Source organism: Micromonospora sp. NPDC051924, assembly GCF_055586005.1.
Map to the genome: position 1 here is coordinate 36,030 of NZ_JBVJJA010000002.1, position 16,706 is coordinate 52,735.

At 72.4% G+C, this 16,706-nt stretch carries 17 protein-coding genes; 8 read left to right on the forward strand and 9 right to left on the reverse strand.

Annotation, left to right across the window (positions count from 1 at the left end):
* Positions 1 to 56: 56 nt before the first annotated feature.
* Together leuE and ACZ6S5_RS01510 are read right to left on the reverse strand one after the other, a co-directional pair.
* Positions 57 to 725, reverse strand: a complete 669-nt coding sequence (leuE, locus tag ACZ6S5_RS01505; RefSeq protein ID WP_465996597.1) for a leucine efflux protein LeuE — start codon at positions 723 to 725, stop codon at positions 57 to 59.
* Positions 722 to 1,969 carry a bifunctional pyridoxamine 5'-phosphate oxidase family protein/GNAT family N-acetyltransferase gene (locus tag ACZ6S5_RS01510; RefSeq protein WP_465996599.1) on the reverse strand — a complete coding sequence of 416 codons (1,248 nt, stop codon included), beginning with the start codon at positions 1,967 to 1,969 and terminating at the stop codon, positions 722 to 724. Before ACZ6S5_RS01510 ends, leuE begins: the two co-directional genes overlap by 4 nt.
* A gap of 38 nt (positions 1,970 to 2,007) precedes the next feature.
* On the opposite strand from ACZ6S5_RS01510, the gene ACZ6S5_RS01515 reads away from it, so the two are divergent.
* Positions 2,008 to 3,345: an aminotransferase class I/II-fold pyridoxal phosphate-dependent enzyme gene (locus tag ACZ6S5_RS01515; RefSeq protein WP_465996601.1), complete on the forward strand. Its 1,338-nt coding sequence runs from the start codon at positions 2,008 to 2,010 to the stop codon at positions 3,343 to 3,345.
* A 221-nt stretch (positions 3,346 to 3,566) separates the two neighbouring features.
* Positions 3,567 to 4,268, forward strand: a complete 702-nt coding sequence (locus ACZ6S5_RS01520; protein ID WP_465996603.1) for a UdgX family uracil-DNA binding protein — start codon at positions 3,567 to 3,569, stop codon at positions 4,266 to 4,268.
* Here ACZ6S5_RS01520 and ACZ6S5_RS01525 read toward each other — a convergent pair.
* The 7 genes from ACZ6S5_RS01525 to ACZ6S5_RS01555 form a co-directional block, all read right to left on the reverse strand.
* Complete coding sequence (locus ACZ6S5_RS01525) at positions 4,265 to 4,918, reverse strand: 4a-hydroxytetrahydrobiopterin dehydratase (protein WP_465996605.1); 654 nt, start codon at positions 4,916 to 4,918, stop codon at positions 4,265 to 4,267. The genes ACZ6S5_RS01520 and ACZ6S5_RS01525 overlap by 4 nt on opposite strands.
* 74 nt (positions 4,919 to 4,992) lie before the next feature.
* Positions 4,993 to 5,805: an ABC transporter permease gene (locus ACZ6S5_RS01530; protein WP_465996607.1), complete on the reverse strand. Its 813-nt coding sequence runs from the start codon at positions 5,803 to 5,805 to the stop codon at positions 4,993 to 4,995.
* A gap of 20 nt (positions 5,806 to 5,825) precedes the next feature.
* Entirely contained in the window at positions 5,826 to 7,235 is a 1,410-nt protein-coding gene (locus tag ACZ6S5_RS01535; protein ID WP_465996608.1) for an RNA-guided endonuclease TnpB family protein, read from the reverse strand.
* Positions 7,232 to 7,372: a hypothetical protein gene (locus tag ACZ6S5_RS01540; protein ID WP_465996610.1), complete on the reverse strand. Its 141-nt coding sequence runs from the start codon at positions 7,370 to 7,372 to the stop codon at positions 7,232 to 7,234. The genes ACZ6S5_RS01535 and ACZ6S5_RS01540 overlap by 4 nt, the downstream gene beginning before the upstream one ends.
* Positions 7,373 to 7,416: 44 nt before the next feature.
* A complete protein-coding gene (locus ACZ6S5_RS01545; protein WP_465996612.1) occupies positions 7,417 to 8,331 on the reverse strand; it encodes an ABC transporter permease in 915 nt (304 codons plus the stop codon).
* Position 8,332: 1 nt separating this feature from the next.
* Positions 8,333 to 9,532 (reverse strand): ABC transporter substrate-binding protein, encoded by a 1,200-nt coding sequence (locus tag ACZ6S5_RS01550; protein WP_465996614.1) that lies wholly within the window; start codon positions 9,530 to 9,532, stop codon positions 8,333 to 8,335.
* Complete coding sequence (locus ACZ6S5_RS01555; RefSeq protein ID WP_465996616.1) at positions 9,519 to 10,601, reverse strand: ABC transporter ATP-binding protein; 1,083 nt, start codon at positions 10,599 to 10,601, stop codon at positions 9,519 to 9,521. The genes ACZ6S5_RS01550 and ACZ6S5_RS01555 overlap by 14 nt, the downstream gene beginning before the upstream one ends.
* Before the next feature lie 154 nt (positions 10,602 to 10,755).
* On the opposite strand from ACZ6S5_RS01555, the gene ACZ6S5_RS01560 reads away from it, so the two are divergent.
* The 6 genes from ACZ6S5_RS01560 to ACZ6S5_RS01585 all read left to right on the forward strand — a co-directional run bounded on the left by ACZ6S5_RS01560 (position 10,756) and on the right by ACZ6S5_RS01585 (position 16,442).
* Positions 10,756 to 11,898 (forward strand): acyl-CoA dehydrogenase family protein, encoded by a 1,143-nt coding sequence (locus ACZ6S5_RS01560; RefSeq protein ID WP_465996618.1) that lies wholly within the window; start codon positions 10,756 to 10,758, stop codon positions 11,896 to 11,898.
* A gap of 67 nt (positions 11,899 to 11,965) precedes the next feature.
* Complete coding sequence (locus tag ACZ6S5_RS01565) at positions 11,966 to 13,279, forward strand: MFS transporter (RefSeq protein WP_465996620.1); 1,314 nt, start codon at positions 11,966 to 11,968, stop codon at positions 13,277 to 13,279.
* A gap of 4 nt (positions 13,280 to 13,283) precedes the next feature.
* Entirely contained in the window at positions 13,284 to 13,484 is a 201-nt protein-coding gene (locus ACZ6S5_RS01570) for a DUF3046 domain-containing protein (RefSeq protein ID WP_465996622.1), read from the forward strand.
* Positions 13,485 to 13,669: 185 nt separating this feature from the next.
* The gene (gene recA, locus ACZ6S5_RS01575; protein WP_465996624.1) at positions 13,670 to 14,716 is read left to right on the forward strand and encodes a recombinase RecA; all 1,047 of its coding nucleotides are present in this window, start codon (positions 13,670 to 13,672) and stop codon (positions 14,714 to 14,716) included.
* Positions 14,717 to 14,727: 11 nt separating this feature from the next.
* A complete protein-coding gene (locus tag ACZ6S5_RS01580) occupies positions 14,728 to 15,429 on the forward strand; it encodes a regulatory protein RecX (RefSeq protein ID WP_465996626.1) in 702 nt (233 codons plus the stop codon).
* A 308-nt stretch (positions 15,430 to 15,737) separates the two neighbouring features.
* Positions 15,738 to 16,442 carry a 3-keto-5-aminohexanoate cleavage protein gene (locus ACZ6S5_RS01585; RefSeq protein WP_465996628.1) on the forward strand — a complete coding sequence of 235 codons (705 nt, stop codon included), beginning with the start codon at positions 15,738 to 15,740 and terminating at the stop codon, positions 16,440 to 16,442.
* Positions 16,443 to 16,706 lie beyond the last annotated feature (264 nt).

Here is a 16,706-nt window from a genome sequence, read left to right on the forward strand (position 1 = left end):
CATGGGAGGCAGCACTTCCGAGGAAATTGCGCGGATCTTGACCCGGGCGCGCCCGGTTACACCGAGGCGGTGGCGAGTTTCAGGCTGAAGCCGAGGAAGAGCATCGCCACGGCGGTGGTGCCGCTCGCGGCCAGCCGGCGGCGGCGGTGGAACTGGGTGGCCAGGAAGGTGCCCGCGAAGATCAGCGCGGTCAGGTAGAGCGCGCTGGTCACCTGGGCGATCAGGCCGAGCAGCAGGAACGACAGCGCCGGCCAGGCGTACCCGGGGTCGACGAACTGGATGAAGAAGGAGATGAAGAACAGGATCGCCTTCGGGTTGAGCAGGCTGATGACCAGGGCCCGGCGGAACGGGCTGCGCAGCGCCGCCGGCTCCGCCGCGTCGATCAGCCGCGGCGTGGTCGGGTCGTTGCGGTCCCGCCAGCGCCGCCACGCGCCGCGCAGCATGGTCAACCCCACATAGCCGAGGTACGCGGCGCCGGCGTACTTGATCACCAGGAAGAGCGGCGGGTACGCCTTGAGCAGCGACGCCACCCCGGCGGCGGAGAGGAACATCAGCACCGAGTCGCCGACGAACACTCCGCCGGCGGCGCGGTAGCCGGCCCGCACCCCGCGCTTGCCGGCGGTGGAGAGCACGAAGAGCGAGTTCGGCCCGGGGAGCAGCACGATCGCCACGGTCCCCAGCACGTACGTCCAGATGTCGGTGATGCCCAGCACGCCGGACATCATGACGCCGCCGGTACCGCCGGGCGAAGCCTTTCCCGCAGGCTGACCTGTGCGTTCGGCCACTCCTCGGCGAGCATCGAGTAGAGCGCCGACCGCCGCCAGGTGCCGTCGGCCCGCCGCCGGTTGGACCGCAGCGTCCCCTCCCGGGTGGCGCCGAGCCGCTCGATGGCCCGCTGCGACCGCTCGTTGAGCGTGCTGGTCTGCCAGGTCACCCGGATCGCGTCCAGCTCCTCGAAGGCGCGGGTGAGCAGCAGCAGCTTCGCCTCGGTGTTGATCCCGGTCCGCCACCACGGCCGGCCGAGCTGGGTGTAGCCGATCTCCACCGCGCCCAGTTCCGGGTCGGGCTGGTAGTAGGAGGTGGTGCCGACCACCGCCCCGGTCACCGCGCACCGCTGCACCCACGGCGTCCGGACGCCGCGCTGGTTCGCGTCCAGCGCGGCGCGGACCTGACCGGCCATCTCTTCGGCGCTGCCGGGGCGGGGGCTGCCCACGTACCGCCAGACCTCCTCGTCGTCGAGGGCGGCGTACAGCTCGTCGACGTGGGACAGGTCGAGCGGTTCCAGCACCACGTGCTCGCCGCGCAGCACCACCGGGTCGAGCCAGGGCGAGCGGGGCGGTCGCAGGTACCCGGGCACCGGCGTGGTGATCCCGGCGTCCGGCTCGGGCACGCCCCGGGTGAGCCGCAGCGGCAGCACCCCGGCCCAGTACGGCAGGTCGTAATCGGCGGGGTCGTCGAGCACCCCGGCGGCGCGGATCCGGACCGAGACCTCGCGCAGCGGCAGGGCCAGCACCGAGGTCTCGGCCAGCTCCTTGCGGGTGGGCGGCCGGCTGTCCGTGCTCCGGCCGGCGGCCACCTTCTCCACCAGCGCGGTGAGCACCCGGGCCTTCTCCGCCTGGTCGGTGACCGGCCGGGCGGTGCCGTGCGCGACCACCGAGCGGTAGTTGGCGCTGTGGTGGAACTGGGACCGGCCGAGCACCAGGCCGTCGAGGTGGGTGACCGCGACGCAGACCGGCAGGCCGTCCCCGGTGCGGGCGGCGAGCAGCGGCCGGCTGCCGGTGGAGCCGTGCACGTACAGGGTGTCGTCGATCCGGACGTGCAGGGTGGGCAGGACGCGCGGCTCACCGTCCACGGTGAACGCCAGCGCGCAGTGGTACCCCTCGTCGAGCAGGGCGTGCGCCGTGGCCCGGTCGTAGTGCATCCGGTCGCGGTAGCGGGTGGCGGTGGACCGTTCGGTCGGGGGGTACATGAGACATCCCACCTTTGTTCTAGTACAATCTCCGAACTGTGGCAGCACATTATCAGATCGTCGGCACCACATCGGCCGCCATTTCGGCCAGCGTGGAAGGCGGCATCCGCGCCGGCGCGCTGGCTCCCGACGCCCCCCTGCCCGCCGTCCGCGCCCTCGCCGCCGAGCTGGCCGTCAGCCCGGCCACGGTGGCGAAGGCGTACCAGGAGCTGCGGCAGCGCGGCCTGGTCGTCACCGCCGGCCGGCACGGCACCCGGGTCCGGCCGCGCCCGCCCGTGGCCACCCGCCGGTCCGCGCTGCTGCCGCCGCCGCTGCCCGGCGCCCGCAACCTCTCCGCCGGCCAGCCCGACCGCCGGCTGCTCCCGCCGCTCGGCCCGCACCTGGCCGCGCTCGCCGCCGAGATCGGACCCCCCAGCGGATACGCGGACAGCGCCGTCGTGCCCGAACTGGCCGCCGCCGCCCGCGACCGGCTCGCCGCCGACGGCGTGCCGGCCGAGGAGATCACCGTGACCGGGGGCGCGCTGGACGGCATCGAGCGGCTGCTCGCCGCCCATCTGCGCCCCGGCGACGCGGTCGCCGTCGAGGACCCCGGCTGGGCCAACCTGCTCGACCTGGTCGCCGCGCTCGGGCTGCGGGTGATCGGGGTGCCCGTCGACGACGAGGGCCCCACCGAGCCGGGCGTCCGGGCCGCCCTGGCCGCCGGGGCCCGCGCCCTGGTCGTGACCAGCCGGGCCCAGAACCCGACCGGAGCCGCCGTCTCCGCCGGGCGTGCCGACGTCCTGCGTACGCTGCTCGCCGGCCGCGCCGACCTGCTGCTGATCGAGGACGACCACGCCGCCGAACTGGCCCGCGTACCCCTGCACCCGCTCGCCGGGGCGACTCCGACGTGGGCCTTCGTCCGGTCGGTGAGCAAGCCCTACGGCCCGGACCTGCGGCTCGCGGTGCTGGCCGGCGACGAGGCCACCGTGGCCCGGGTGGCCGGGCGGGCCCGGGTCGGCGCGGGTTGGGTCTCCACCGTGCTGCAACGCCTGGTCCTGTCGCTGTGGCGCGACCCGGGCACCGCCGACCTGGTGCACCGCGCGGGGGAGAGCTACGAGCACCGCCGCGACGGGCTGGTCGACGCCCTCGCGGCGCACGGGGTGGCCGCCCACGGCCGCACCGGGATCAACGTCTGGATCCCGGTGCCCGACGAGACCGTGGCCGTCACCGCCCTGCGCGACGCCGGCTGGTCGGTCGCCCCCGGCACCCCGCACCGGATCGCCGCCGCGCCCGGGGTGCGGATCACCGTCAGCTCCCTCGACCAGGCCGACCTCGATCCGCTCGCCGGGGCCGTGGCCCGCGCGCTGCGCCCCACCACCAGCGGCTTCACCGCCTGATCCGGGGTGGCATGTCCGGCTCTCTTCCGGGTAAGCCCGGCCGGGAGGTGGACGGCGTGGCTTCGAACGGGTCCCGGACGGGTCTGTGGATCGGCGTGGCGGTGGTCGTGATCATCCTGGTGATCATCGTGATCGCACTGGTCTCGCGCGGCGGTGGCGGTGGTGGGGGCTACTGACGCCCGGGTCGGGCGTGGCTGACGAAACCGGTATATAAAGTCGGCATGGCCGAGACCGAGAGCGCGCCCGGAGCCCAGGAGTTCATCCCGCCGCAGGCGGACACCATCGACCAGCTACGCGCCGCGTCGGCCGACTGCCGGGGCTGCGAGCTCTACCGCGACGCCACGCAGACCGTCTTCGGCCGGGGCGACGAGAGCGCCCAGGTGGTCTTCGTCGGGGAGCAGCCGGGCGACATGGAGGACAAGCAGGGCCTGCCCTTCGTCGGACCGGCCGGCCGGGTGCTGCGCCGCGCGGTCGACGACGCAAAAATTCCGGCAGATCGGGTGTACATCACGAATGCCGTGAAGCACTTTCATTTTGAATTGCGCGGCAAGCGGCGCATCCACCAGACCCCGGACCGGGTGCACATCACCGCCTGCCGGCCCTGGCTGGTCGCCGAGTTCGCCCGGCTCCGCCCGGAGATCGTGGTGGTGCTCGGCGCCACCGCCGCCAAGGCGCTGCTCGGCCCGACGTTCCGGGTGACCAAGCAGCGCGGCGAGCTGATGCCCTGGCCCGCCGCCGCCCAGCATCCGGAGGACTTCGCCCGGGTGCCGGTGGACCGGGACGGCAAGCTGGCCGACGCCCCCGAGGCCCGGCTGCTGGCCACCATCCACCCGTCCGCGGTGCTGCGCGCCGACAACCAGGACGTCGCGTACGACGGTCTGGTGAAGGACCTGAAGGTGGCCGCCCGCGCCCTGGCCCGCTAGTCGCGTCCCTGCCAGGTGCAGAGGCAGACCCGGTTGCCGTCCGGGTCGGCCAGCACCCAGAAGTGCGGCGCCGCCGCGTCGCTGACCAGCGTCCCGCCGGCGGCCAGGGCGGCGTCGATCCGGATCGGCACCTCGGCCGGGTCCACCCACACGTCCGGGTGCCAGCGCTGCCGGGGCTCCTCCCGGCCGGACTGCTGGAACCACACCGTGGGCAGCGTGCCGGCCGGGTCGCGCACCTCGTCGCCGAAACCCGGTCCGGCGAGGTGCTCGGTGGCGAGCACCGCCTGCCAGAACGGCAGCACGGCGGCGAAGTCCGGACTGTCCAGCGCGAGTTCGAGGCGGGAGACGCCGGCGTGCGCCAGGCTCAGCCCGGCCTCGGTGACGATCGCCGAGACGGCCCGGGCCAGCCGGACGTCCCGCCGGGTGACCCCGCGCGCGTCGTGCGACCAGAGCCGGACGTCGACGTACGTGTAGCGCAGGTCGATGTCCGGGTGGTGGTCCATCCGCTCGGCCTCCGCGCCGACCGCGTCCACGATCGACAGCCCGGTCGCGAAGTCCGGGGTACGGATTCGGGTCTGCAGGGCGCCCAGCAGGTAGGTCCAGCCGTCCAGCTTCTCGTCGGCGATCTGTTGTCCGGTGAGCGTGGTCATCCCGCCATGCTCGCGCACCTCGGCGGAACGGACCAGCCCGGGCCGGCCGCCCGCTCTACGACTTTCCCCAGGAGTCAGAGGCGGCCGCCGCTGGCCGTGTCGGAGAGCCGCTGGGCGAGGTAGATCGGCACCACCGAGGCGACGATGAGCACGGCGGCCACCACGTTGATGACCGGTGCCTGGTTCGGCCGGAACAGGTTGCTGAAGATCCAGATCGGCAAGGTCTGCACGCCCGGGCCGGCGGTGAACGTGGTGACGATGATCTCGTCGAAGGAGAGCCCGAAGGCCAGCAGCGCGCCGGCCAGCAGCGCCGAGCGCAGCACCGGGAACGTCACGTACCGGAAGGTCTGCCACCCGTCGGCGCCCAGGTCGGCGGACGCCTCCTGGAGGTTGCCCCCGGATCGGCGCAGCCGGGCCAGCACGTTGTTGTAGACGACCACCACGCAGAACGTCGCGTGCCCGACGATCACCGAGAAGAGTCCCTTGCCGATGCCGAGCGGTGCCAGCACGGAGCGGAACGCGGTGTCCAGGGCGATGCCGGTGACGATGCCGGGCAGCGCGATCGGCAGGACGACGAGCAGCGACACCGTCTCGCGACCGAAGAACCGGTACCGCTGCACGGCGAAGGCGACCAGGGAGCCGAGCAGCAGCGCGATGGCCGTGGCGCCGAGCCCCGCCTGGACCGACGTCCACAGCGCCTCCCGCGCGCCCGCGTTCTCCCAGGCCCGGGCCCACCACTCGGTGGTCCAGTCCGGCGGCGGCCAGGCGAACGTGCGGTCGGCGTTGAACGAGTTGACCAGCACGATGGAGAGCGGCAGGTAGATTAAGGCCAGACCGAGCGCCATCGCGCCGCGCAACAGCCAGCGCGCCGACCGGGAGAGCGTCACAACTGCTTCCTACCTCTTGCTCATAGTGAGGGGTTCGGATGATTCGCTCTCCGCTCGGCGGTGGTGGCCGGGCTGGAGTCCTGGACCGGCAGTCTGGTCCGGTGGCGATCGGTCCGGTCCTGCAGGATCTGCTTCACCACATGGTGTGGGGTGTGCACGGCGATGTCGGGATCGCCAGCTCGGTGCAGGATGTTGATCGCGGCGTTCACGTCGGCCTGCCACACCACCCCGCATGGAATGCAGTGAAACCGGTCCCCGTCGCGTCGGCCGAAGCGTCCGCAGTGGTGACAGGTTTGTGAGGTGTAGGCGGCGTTGACGTGCACGAGCGCAGAACCTCTGCGCTCCGACACGTTTGCCAGCGCCTCGGCAATGATTCCTTTGGTCCACGCGGCGAGACGTCGGTTGATGTCCTTAGGAAGCTTTTTGCGGCTGGCGAAGGTTTTGGTGAGGTCTTCGGCGATCACGGTGGCGGCCTTGTCGACAACCTTGTGCACGGCGGTGAAGATCTCCGTACGCACCAGGGCCCGGTGCCGGGCGGCCTGCCGGTCCCGTTTCACGGTGCCGAGGTTGTTGGTCTCGATCCGCTGTGCTTTGGCGTGGTTGCCGCGCTGGGCGGCGGTGTTGGCGATCGAGCGCAGCTTCGCCCGCCGCCGGTTGCGTTCCTTTAACCGGTCCGACCCGGCGGACAGCAACTCACCGAGGTGTACACCGTGGGGTTGACCGTCGGAGTCGGTCAGGGCTTCGGTGTAACCCTTGTCGACACCGATCGTCGCCTCGCCGCAGGGGCGCTGCGACGACCGCATCCGCGATGCGTCGATCTGGTAGTGCACCTCCACCCGGTCGCCCCGCAGGATCAGCCGAAGCGTCCCCGTCGGGGCCACGGTCGTGGACAGCGGAATTCTCACCATCGTGCGGCGTTTCAGACCGGGTACGGCCAGCCACAACCGCCCGCGCCCGTCAACGACCGCGTTGTAGTTGTCGGCGCGCACGACGATCTGATCATGGGTGCGGTTACGACCGCGCTTCCAGTGCTTGCGCATCTGCCGTGCCAGGAATGGGTCACTGGCCCACCGGTCAGTCTTCAGCGCGGTGAACATCCGCTTACGCTCGACCGGATCACTCGTGCGCCGCAGAACCGCCCAACGTACCTCGACCTTGGCCGCCTCCAGATTCGCTGCGAGGTCGGCCATCGCGTCGCGGACGGTTTCCTTCCACGCATTCGCCAACACACCGAACCGCACATGCGTGCCCTCGGCCAACCACCGGTCCCGCACCTGCCGATCCCTCAACCCCGAACCAACACCGCCGATCGAGCCGTAGCGCTGCCACACCTCACTACGCACCCGACCCAACCGGCGCGCCTGCTCCACAAGGGCCGCGTACTTGCCCGGATTCAGGCCCGTCGAGTACGCGATCCGGGTGACCTTCACCGGTGACCAGCCCCGGCCAGGTCCGCTCCGTCGAGGTCCTCGGCGCCCACGACCGCCAGCGAATTTTCCGCCAGTTCCAGCCGCCGGGAGAACGCCATCCGCGGGGCAAGCTCACCGATCCGGTAGTCGCTATGCACAACAAACAACCATAGATAGGAATGGAGAGAAAATCGACAACTAGTCACAACTCCTCCAGAGCCCCGGAACGCCGTACGGCGACCAGGTAGCCGACCATGATCAGGACCGGGATGGTGGCCAGCGCGGCCGCGAACGGCAGGTTGTTCGCCGCCCCGATGTTGACGTAGACCAGGTTGCCGATGAGCTGCGTCTTGCCGCCGACGATCTGCACGGTGATGTAGTCGCCGAGCGAGAGCGAGAAGGTGAAGACCGAGCCGGCGATCACCGACGGGACGACGACCGGCAACACCACCGTCCGGAACGTCCGGCCGGCCCGGGCCCCCAGGTCCGCCGACGCCTCCAGCAGCGAGTCCGGCAGCCGCTCCAGGCCCGCGTAGACCGGCAGGATCATGTACGGCAGCCAGAGGTAGGCCAGCACCAGCACGGTCGCGCCCAGCCCGTACCCGGGGCCGTGGCCGGGCCCGCCGAACAGCCAGTCCACCGGTCCGCCGTTGGCGAGCAGCACGCGCCAGGCGTACGCCTTGACCAGGTAGCTGGCCCACAGCGGGGTGAGGATGGCGACCACCAGCCAGCGCCGGTGCCGGGGCCTGGCGACCTTCGCCATGTAGAAGGCCATCGGCAGGGCGATCAGCGTGTCGATCACGGTCACCGCGGCGGCCACGCCGACGCTGCGCAGGGCGACCGTCCGGTACACCTCGTCGGTGACGATGGTGCGGAAGTTGTCCAGGGTGGGCTGCCGGACCACCTCACCGGTGAAGCCGTTCACGGTCCACAGTGCCGAGACGAACAGCACGGCGAGCGCGCCCAGGTAGGCGACCACCAGCCAGAACAGCGGCGCGGCCAGCAGGGCGGCGAGGCGTACCCCGGCGTGCCGGTGCAGCCAGGCCGAGAGCCGGCGGACCGGCCCGCGGACGGCGGTGGCGCCGCCCGCGGGCCGGTCGAGCGTCGAGGTGGCCACCTCAGCCCTTGATCGTGGTCCAGGCCTGGGTCCAGGCCGCGTAGTCCTTGCACTTCACGTCGGTACGCCCGTCCAGGCACTGCTGCACCGGGGTGTTCCAGTACCAGACCTTCTCGAAGTAGGCCTCGTCGTCGGCGTGGTACGTCGCGCAGTGGTTCTTGTCGGCGGTCTCGGCGCAGGCCAGTCTGTTGGCCGGTGCCTCGCCGAACCACTCGGCGACCGCCGCGTTGGCCTTCGGCGAGATGATGTGGTCCATCCACCGGTACGCGCAGTTCGGGTGCTTCGCCTTCGCCGAGACCATCCAGGTGTCCGACCAGCCGGTCGCCCCCTCCTCGGGCAGGATCGCCTCGACCGGAGCCTTGTCGGCGATGGCCAGGTTGGCGATCACCTGCCAGGTGGTGCCGAGCACCGAGTTGCCGGCCTTGAAGGCCTGTACCTCCTTGGTGTAGTCCGACCAGTACTCGCCGATCAGCTGGTTCTGCTTCTTCAGCAGGTCGACGGCGGCGGCGAACTGCTTGTCGTCCAGCGCGTACGGGTTCTTGATGCCCAACTCCGGCTGATGCTTCATGAGGTAGAGCGCCGCGTCGGCGAGGTAGATCGGCGAGTCGTACGCGGTGATCTTGCCCTTGTACGGCGAGTTCGCGTCGAACACGGCGCCCCAGGACGTCGGGGCGGGCTTGACCACGTCGGTGCGGTACATCAGCAGGTTCGCGCCGCGCCCGTGCGGGATGCCGTAGGCCACCCCGTCGACGGAGTTCCACTGCTTCAGCTTCAGCCCGTCGAAGACGTCCTTGTAGTTGGTGATCAGGTCGGTGTTGACCGGTGCGACGTCCCCGCCGTAGATCAGCCGGAGCGAGGCGTCCCCGGAGGCGGAGACCACGTCGTACTCACCGGTCTTCATCAGGGTCACCATCTCGTCGGAGGTGCCGGCCACCTTGACGTTGACCTGGCAGCCGGTCTCCTTCTCGAAGTCGGAGACCCAGTCCACCTTCGGATCGGTGGAGCCGTCCTCGACGTACCCGGCCCAGGCCACGACGTTGACCTGTCCCTCGCCGGCGCCCAGCGACGCGAGCTTGTCGATCTTGGGTGGCTTGATGCCGCCCGGGCCGGAACCGCCGGCGTTCGTGCCGCCGTCGCCGCAGCCGGCCAGGACGAGCAGGCCGACCGCGGCGAGCGCGGTCGCAGTTCTACCGGTACGCATGTGCGCTCTCCTTTGCGAGGGGGGTCGGTACGGCGGGGACGGGTACGGCCACGGCGTGCTCGGTGCGCCACGCCAGGCGGACCGGCGTGCCGCGCAGCGCCGCCACGTCGGCCGAGGAGGTGGTCAGGTTCTGTTGCGTCACGACCAGCCGGGCGCCGGCGTCGAGGTCGACGACGAACCGGGTGGTCGCCCCGGCGTAGACGACCTCGGCCACCCGTCCGGTGGCCGAGGTCTCCTCGGCGGTCGGTGCCGGACCGTCGAGCCGGATCTTCTCCGGGCGGATGGAGAAGGTGCCGTCGCGGCCGAGCACCGTCCGGGCCGCGTCCCCACTGAGCAGGTTGGAGGTGCCGACGAAGCCGGCGACGAACGGGGTGGCGGGTCGCTCGTAGACCTCGGCCGGGGTGCCCACCTGGGCGATCCGGCCGTGCTCGAAGACCGCCACCCGGTCGCTCATGGTGAGCGCCTCCTCCTGGTCGTGGGTGACGAAGACGAAGGTGATGCCCACCTCCCGCTGCAACGCCTTCAACTCGATCTGCATCTGCTCGCGCAGCTTCAGGTCGAGCGCACCCAGGGGCTCGTCGAGCAGCAGCACCTTCGGCCGCACGACCAGCGCGCGGGCCAGGGCGACCCGCTGCCGTTGCCCGCCGGAGAGCGCGGCCGGTCGCCGGTCGGCCAGCCCGTCGAGCCGTACGCTCCGCAGCGCCTCCGCCGCCCGGTCCCGCCGCTCGGCCCGGCCCACCCGGCGCACCCGCAGGCCGTACTCGACGTTCTGCCGCACCGTCAGGTGCGGGAACAGCGCGTAGTCCTGGAAGACGGTGTTGACGTCCCGCTCGAACGGGGCCAGTCGGGTGACGTCCCGCCCGCCGAGCAGCACGCTCCCCGCGGTCGGCGGCTCGAAGCCGGCGATCATGCGGAGCACCGTCGTCTTGCCCGAGCCGGACGGCCCGAGCATCGAGAAGAACTCGCCGTCGGCGATCTCCAGATCGACGCCGGCCACCGCCTCCACCGCGCCGAACGACTTGCGCAGGCCGCGGAGGGCGACTGCGGGGGTAGCGGGCCCGGCTGACATGGGCGCTCCTCAGTCCTACGGTTAACGTTGCGCCAGCGGACCAGGGTCCACGGAAATCGTGCCGTGAGAATAGGGCCGCAACGGATAGCGTCGTCAAGACCCCATGGCCGTCCGGCTCTTCCCGACCGCCGGTCGGGCGGGCAGACTCGTCGGCATGGAGCAGCATCTCTACGAGCCCGTCCACGAAGAGTTCCGGGACCTGTGCCGCGAGTTCCTCGCCCGGGAAGCCGTGCCGCACCACGCCGGCTGGGAGGCCGCCGGGATCGTCGACCGGGAGGTGTGGCGCAAGGCCGGCGCGGCCGGGCTGCTCGGCATGGACGTCGACCCGGAGTACGGCGGTGGCGGCCAGCGGGACTTCCGGTTCAACGCGGTGCTGGTCGAGGAGATCGTCGGGGCCGGCTGCTCCGGGCTGGGCTTCGGGCTGCACAACGACGTGGTGGCCCCGTACCTGACCGAGCTGACCACCGAGGACCAGCGCAAGCGCTGGCTACCCGGCTTCTGTTCCGGCGACCTGGTCACCGCCATCGCGATGAGCGAGCCCGGCGCCGGCAGCGACCTGGCCGGGATCCGCACCGCCGCGGTGCGCGACGGCGACACGTACGTGCTCAACGGCCAGAAGACGTTCATCACCAACGGGGAGATGGCCGACCTCGTGGTGGTGGTGGTACGCACCGCGCCGGACCAGGGCGCGCACGGGGTGAGCCTGGTGGTGGTGGAGAACGGGACGCCCGGCTTCACCCGGGGTCGGCGGTTGGCGAAGGTGGGCCTGAAGGCCAACGACACCGCCGAGCTCTTCTTCGACGACTGCCGGGTGCCGGCGGACCACCTGATCGGCACCGAGAACCACGGCTTCTACCACCTGATGGCCAACCTGCCCCGGGAGCGGCTGAGCATCGCCGTCGGCGCCGTGGCGGCCTGCGAGAAGCTGCTCGCGCTCACCCTCGACCACGCCCGCACCCGGGAGGCGTTCGGCCGGCCGATCGGGAAGTTCCAGCACAACCGCTTCCTCCTGGCCGAGCTGGACACCGAGGTCACCATCGCGCGGACCTTCGTCAACCACTGCGTCGCCGAGTTCAACGCCGGCCGGCTCTCGGTCACCGACGCGGCGAAGGCCAAGTGGTGGACCACCGAGCTGCAGAACAAGGTCGCCGACCGCTGCCTCCAGCTGCACGGCGGCTACGGCTTCATGCTCGAGTACCCGGTGGCGAAGGCCTGGCTGGACGGCCGGGTGCAGACCATCTACGGCGGCACCACCGAGATCATGAAGGAGATCATCGGCCGGGGGCTCGGCCTGTAGCAGAACCGGGTGGAGCCGGCCCGGTCCGGTGCGCAAGGATGGGTCGCCCCTTACCGAGGAGAAGCCCATGGCCACCGACCTCACCGCGCCGGCCCTGACCCGGCCCGACGTCGCACCGATCCAGCGGCGGACGCTGCGCCTGCTCTTCGTGACCCAGATCATCGGCGGCATCGGGGTCACCATCGGCATCGCCGTGGGCGCGCTGCTCGCCGCCCGGATCGCCGGCACCGCCGTGGCCGGCCTCGCGCAGAGCGCCGCCGTGGTCGGCGGGGCGCTGCTGGCCGTCCCGGTCACCCGGATCATGACCAGTCGCGGCCGCCGGCCGGGCCTGGCGGTGGCGTACCTGGCCGGAGCGGCCGGGGGCGTGCTGGTGGTGCTCGCCGCGGTCACCCGCTGGGTGCCGCTGCTCTTCCTCGGCATGCTGTTCTTCGGCGGCGGCACCGCGGCCAACCTCCAGGCCCGCTACACCGCCGTCGACCTCGCCGAACCGGCCCGCCGGGGGCGGCAGCTCTCGCTGATCGTCTGGGCCACCACCATCGGCGCGGTGGCGGCGCCGAACTTCGCCGCGCTCGCCGACCACACCACCAACGGTTGGGGCCTGCCATCGCTGTCCGGCCCGTTCGCGTTCAGCGCGGCCGCGTTCGTGCTGGCCGCGGTCGTACTGCTGATCCTGCTGCGGCCCGATCCGCTGCTCACCGCGCGCCGGCTGGCGGCGGCCGACGCGCCGCCGGCCGAGCCGGTCGCGGCCCCGGCCCGGACGGCCCCGCGCGGCGCGGGGATGCGGTCGGCCTGGCGCACGGTACGCGAGCGGCCGGCCGCCCGCCTCGGCATCGCGGCCGTGGCGGTGGGCCACGTGGTGATGGTCGCGGTGATGTCGATGACCCCGGTACGGCTCGGCGAGTTCCACCGCGACGCCGACGTGCTGCGGGTGGTCGGCATCGTGCTGAGCCTGCACATCGCCGGCATGTACGCGCTGTCGCCGGTGGTGGGCTGGCTGACCGACCGGCTCGGCCGGCGGGCGGTGATCCTCGGTGGGGTCGCGGTGCTGTTGGCCGCCTGCGCGGTCGCCGGCTCGGCCGGGCACCACACGCCGGGGCTCTCCGCCGGTCTGACGCTGCTCGGGCTGGGCTGGTCGGGCACCATGGTGGCCGGTTCCACGCTGCTGTCGGAGTCGGTGCCCACCGCCGTCCGGCCGTCCGTGCAGGGGTTCTCCGACCTGATCATGGGCCTGGCCGGCGCGGCGGCCGCGGCGCTCAGCGGGTTTGTCATGCGGGTGGCCGGTTATCCCACGCTCACCCTGCTCGCGGCGATCGCGACGGTGCCCCTGGTGGCGCTAGCGTTGCGTCCGGCGTCCACCGGGGCGCCTGACAAGGAGGACTGATCACGTGCGGCTGACCGACTTCTGGGCGCGGCTGGCGGAGGCGTTCGGGCCGGGCTACGCGGCCAGCATCGCCAGCGACCAGGTGCTGCCCCAGCTCGGTGGGCGGACCATCGAACAGGCCCTGGCGGCGGGGGAGGAGACCCACGTGGTGTGGCGGGCCGTGGTCGCCGCCTATCCCGACCGCGTCCCCACTCGGCTACGCTGAGCAGCTCTTTCGCTACCTCGGCGTGTCGCTTGTCGAGTCGTACACCTGTTCGGCTATTGTCCACAGCGGGGTGCTCGTCCACAGCTCGCGGCCCGTCGGCTGGTTTTCTGTCGGACCCAGCGCCTAGCGTGTCCCGCGTGACGCGAAGCTCAGGTAAGACGCCGGCGAAGGCAGGGGTGGCAACGATGGCGGCAGGGCCGGACCGGGAGAAGGCGCTCGACCTTGCTCTCGCTCAGATCGACAAGCAGTTCGGCAAGGGTTCCGTGATGCGGCTGGGGGAGCGGCCGGTCGTGCAGACCGCCGTCATCCCGACCAGCTCCATCGCGCTCGACGTGGCGCTCGGCGTGGGCGGTCTGCCCCGCGGCCGGGTCGTCGAGATCTACGGTCCCGAGTCCAGCGGTAAGACCACGGTCGCCCTGCACGCGGTGGCCAACGCGCAACGGGCCGGCGGCATCGCCGCCTTCATCGATGCCGAGCACGCGCTCGACCCGGAGTACGCGAAGGCCCTCGGCGTCGACACCGACGCCCTGCTGGTCTCCCAGCCGGACACCGGCGAGCAGGCGCTGGAGATCGCGGACATGCTGGTCCGCTCCGGCGCGATCGACATCATCGTGATCGACTCGGTCGCCGCCCTGGTGCCGCGCGCCGAGATCGAGGGCGAGATGGGCGACAGCCACGTGGGTCTCCAGGCCCGGCTGATGAGCCAGGCGCTGCGCAAGATCACCGGTGTGCTCAACAACACCGGCACCACGGCGATCTTCATCAACCAGCTCCGCGAGAAGATCGGCGTGATGTTCGGCAGCCCGGAGACCACCACCGGTGGTCGGGCGCTGAAGTTCTACGCCTCGGTCCGGCTCGACGTGCGCCGCATCGAGAGCCTCAAGGACGGCACCGACGTGGTCGGTAACCGCACCCGGGTCAAGGTCGTGAAGAACAAGGTCGCCGCGCCGTTCAAGCAGGCCGAGTTCGACATCATGTACGGCAAGGGCATCTCCCGCGAGGGCTCGCTGATCGACGTCGGCGTGGAGCAGGCGATCATCCGCAAGTCCGGCGCCTGGTACACCTACGACGGTGACCAGCTCGGCCAGGGCAAGGAGAAGGCCCGCGAGTTCCTCCGGGAGAACCCGGACGTGGCGGCCGAGATCGAGAAGAAGATCCTGGAGAAGCTCGGCGTCGGGGTCGGCGCGGGCGACGCCGCCGGTGGCCCGGAGTTGCCGCCGGTCGACTTCTGATCCGCTGATCCGTGGCAGGACGACGGGCCCGTACGGGGCGCGGCTGGGACGCCAGCGCGCCCCGCGCGGGTGACGCCAACATCAGCACGCCGCGGCCCCGCCGAGGTCGTCGTGGTCGCGCGGAGGAGCCCGATTCCGCGGAGGCTCCGGCTCCGCCGCGCGACGAGGCCGAGGTGGCCCGGGAGATCTGCCTGCGGCAGCTCGCGGTCCGCCCGCGTACCCGGGCCGAGCTGGCCGGGGCCCTGGCCAAGCGGGGCATCTCCGAGGAGGTCGCCGCGGGCGTCCTCGACCGGTACGACGAGGTCGGCATCATCGACGATGCCGCCTTCGCCCGGGCCTGGGTCAGCAGCCGGCACGCCGGCCGGGGGCTGGCCCGGCGGGCGCTCGCCAACGAGCTGCGCCAGCGCGGCGTCGACGGCGACGTGGCCGGCGAAGCCCTCGGCGAGCTGGACGAGGAGACCGAGGCCGAGACCGCCCGGGCCCTGGTCGAGCGGAAGCTGCGTACCGCCCGGGGCGAGCCCGACGCGGTGTTCCGCCGCCTGGTGGGCATGCTGGCCCGCAAGGGCTACCCGCCCGGCGTGGCGATCCGGGCGGTGAAGGACGCCCTCGCCGCGCAGAGCGCCGAGGCCGCCGAGTTCGCCGAGCACATCGACGCCGACGCCCTCGCCGACGCCGAGAACGACCTCGACCGCGACGCCCGCCCCCTCGACTGAACCCCCGGCCTGTCCCGGCCGCCCCCGGCCGCTCGCGGTCTGTGGCTCGGCCCCGGCGGGAAGGCGCGCGAGTTGCGGCAGGTCGGCCGATCCCGGCGTGGGGATGCCCCGGGTTGCCGCATCCCGCGCCCCACCCGTGGCCGGGGTCCACGCGGGGGCCCCGCCCGGCCGACGCCGGATGGGTGTGCGGGTTGCGGGATGTCGGGGCGTTCCGGGATGGGGAAGGGCCGGGCTGCGGCATTCCGTGGGCGGGGTGGGCGGCGGCGTGGGTGCAGCGGGCTGTCGGCGGGTCGGGCCATGATGGCCGGGTGTTGAAGGCCTGTCTCAACGGTGGTCGGCGCCGGGACGAGCATGCCGCCGTGCCGGTCGCCCCGGCCGAGTTGGCCGCCGACGCCGCCCGGTGCGCCGCGTCGGGGGTTGCGGCGGTGCATGTGCACCCGCGCGACGCGGGTGGTGGCGAGTCCCTCGACGCGGCGGTGATCGCCGGCGCGGTCACCGCGATCCGGTCCGCCCGGCCCGGCCTGCCGGTCGGGGTGAGCACCGGTGCGTGGATCACGCCCGACCCGGCTGACCGGGTCGCCGCCGTCCGGGCCTGGACGGTGCTGCCCGACTTCGCCTCCGTCAACGCCCACGAGCCGGGCGCGGCGGCGGTCGCCGCCGCCCTGCACGAGCGGGGCGTCATGGTGGAGGTGGGGCTCTGGACCGAGGCGGCGGTCGACGCCTGGCACCGCTGGCCGGTGCCGGTCGGCCGGATCCTCGTCGAGTGCCTCGCGGAGCAGCCCGAGGTGGCCCTGGCCGACGCCGCCGCGATCCTCGCCGCGTTGCCCGCCGGCGGCCCACCGGTGCTGCTGCACGGCGAGGGCCCGGCCACCTGGCCGGTGCTCGCCGAGGCGGTACGCCGCGGCCTGGCCACCCGGGTCGGTCTGGAGGACACCCTGCTCATGCCGGACGGCTCCGTCGCCCCGGACAACGCCGCCCTCGTGGCCGCCGCCCGGACCCTCGGCGCCACCTGACCGCCCGTCCGGGGCTGCCGGCGGGCGCGCCCGCCGACCCGCTCCGGGCGTTGCCGACAAGATCCACACGGCGTCCCGGAAAGTGTTGCCTCCCGTCCTCCGGAGGCGACACTTTCGGGGAAGTTGTGGCGTGCCCCGGACATCGGGGGGACCGGCGGGGCGGGCGGCGGCAGGAGGGCTCTGAGCAGGTCGGGAAGGCGACGGCGGGGCCGTTCGGGCGCGAGGTTTGTCCGGGGGTGTCCGGCATCTGATCAGCGCTGCGTG